Genomic DNA, 2,110 nt, shown 5'->3' with positions numbered 1-2,110 from the left:
GCGCTGCGCGCGCCACCTCCCCCAGCGGGGGAGGAATTGGCGCTAAGGCGCCGCGCTCACCAGTACTTCGCGCTTGCCGGCGTGGTTGGCGGGGCTGACCACGCCTTCGTTCTCCATCCGCTCGATCAGCGATGCCGCGCGGTTGTAGCCGATCTGCAGGCGGCGCTGGACGTAGCTGGTCGAGGCCTTGCGGTCGCGGGTCACTACGGCCACGGCGCGGTCGTAGAGATCGTCGCCCGAGCCGCCGCCCTCGTCGCCGTATCCGTCGCCGCCGTCCCCGTCCTCGTCGCCGCCGGCGGTGACGTCCTCCAGGTATTGCGGCTCGCCCTGGTCGCGCAGGAACTTGGCCACCGCCTCGACCTCGCCGTCGGAGACGAACGGGCCGTGCAGGCGGGTGATGCGGCCGCCGCCGGCCATGTAGAGCATGTCGCCCTGGCCCAGGAGCTGCTCGGCGCCCTGCTCGCCCAGGATGGTGCGGCTGTCGATCTTCGAGGTGACCTGGAAGGAGATCCGGGTCGGGAAATTGGCCTTGATGGTGCCGGTGATGACGTCGACCGACGGGCGCTGGGTCGCCATGACCAGGTGGATGCCGGCGGCGCGGGCCATCTGGGCCAGGCGCTGCACCGCGCCTTCCACGTCCTTGCCGGCGACCAGCATCAGGTCGGCCACCTCGTCGATCACCACGACCAGATAGGGCATGGCCTTTGGGTCGATCCGCTCGCTTTCGTAGATCGGTCGGCCGTTGTCGTCGAAGCCGGTCTGGACGGTGCGCTCGAAATGCTCGCCCTTGGCCGCGGCCTCCTTGGCGCGCTCGTTGTAGGAGGCGACGTTCCGCACTCCGATCTTCGACATCAGCCGATAGCGGTCCTCCATCTCGCGCACGGTCCACTTCAGCGCGACGATGGCCTTCTTCGGGTCGGTGACGACCGGAGCCAGCAGGTGCGGGATGCCGTCATAGACCGACAGCTCCAGCATCTTCGGGTCGATCATGATGAACCGGCACTGCTCGGGCGGCAGCCGGTAGAGGATCGACAGGATCATGGCGTTGACGCCCACCGACTTGCCCGAGCCGGTGGTGCCGGCGATCAGCAGGTGGGGCATTTTCGAGAGGTCGGCGATATAGGGCTCGCCGCCGATGTTCTCGCCCAGCGCCATGGGCAGGGCCTGGGTCGAGCGCTCGTATTCGGCGCTGGCCAGCAGGTCGCGCAGATAGACGGTCTCGCGCCGCGCATTGGGCAGCTCGATCCCGATGGCGTTGCGGCCCGGCACCACCGAGACGCGGCAGGCGGTCACCGACATCGAGCGGGCGATGTCGTCGGCCAGGGCCACCACGCGGGCCGACTTCACCCCGGCGGCGGGGACCAGTTCGTAGAGGGTGACGACCGGTCCGGGACGGATCTGGTCGATATTGCCGCGCACCCCGAATTCGGCGAGCACGCTTTCCAGCAGTTGGGCGTTCTGGCGCAGGGCGCCTTCGTCGAACATCGAGGCCCGAGGCTTGGGCTTGGCCAGCATGGCCAGCTCCGGCAGGGCGAAGCCGCTGGTCTTGACGAAATCGAACGCGCCCTGGGCTTCGCGCTGCTCGCGGCCGGATTCCTTCGGCGCGGTCTTGGGCTGGCGGATGGCCACGGAGTTGGCCGCCCCCGAGGCGTCCGCATCGTCCAGAGTTTCCGCCTCGGCTTGCGGCGCATCGGGCGCGGGGGGTGCGGCCGGCCGCGGCGGGGCGGCGGCCGCTTCCTCGGCGGCCTTGGCGCGGCGCGCGACCGAGGCGCGGGCCGGCTTCTGCGGAGCCGGCGGAGCGGCAGGGGCCTTCTGCAGGGCGTGGCGCAGCCAGTCGATGCTGGCGGTCAGCTCGGCGCGGCGCACGCCGATGGCGAAGCCGATGCCGGCGGCGGCGGCGGCCAGCAGCAGCAGGCTGGCGATGATCACCCCGCCTGGAATATGGGCGTAGGCGAAAAGGCCGGCGATAACGTGCAGCAGCCCGTCGCCCCAGAAGCCGCCCAGCCCCTTGGCCAGCGGCCAGGCCGCCGGGGCCGGCGGGGCGGCCAGCAGGCCGGCCAGGGCCAGCACGCCGAGGGTTCCGATCGCCGCGCGCAGGCGCACCTTGGCA

At 71.0% G+C, this 2,110-nt stretch carries 1 protein-coding gene; it reads right to left on the bottom strand.

All coding sequences use genetic code 11. The annotated features are described in order from the left end of the window. Positions 1-42 precede the first annotated feature (42 nt). Positions 43-2,110 (bottom strand): DNA translocase FtsK (locus ACE3TL_RS16930; protein ID WP_374579827.1); only part of this gene is annotated, 2,068 nt, incomplete at its 5' end.

Origin of the sequence: Phenylobacterium sp., assembly GCF_041920015.1 — a bacterium.
Classification (GTDB): domain Bacteria; phylum Pseudomonadota; class Alphaproteobacteria; order Caulobacterales; family Caulobacteraceae; genus Phenylobacterium.
This window is presented reverse-complemented; position numbering and strand designations above follow the sequence as displayed.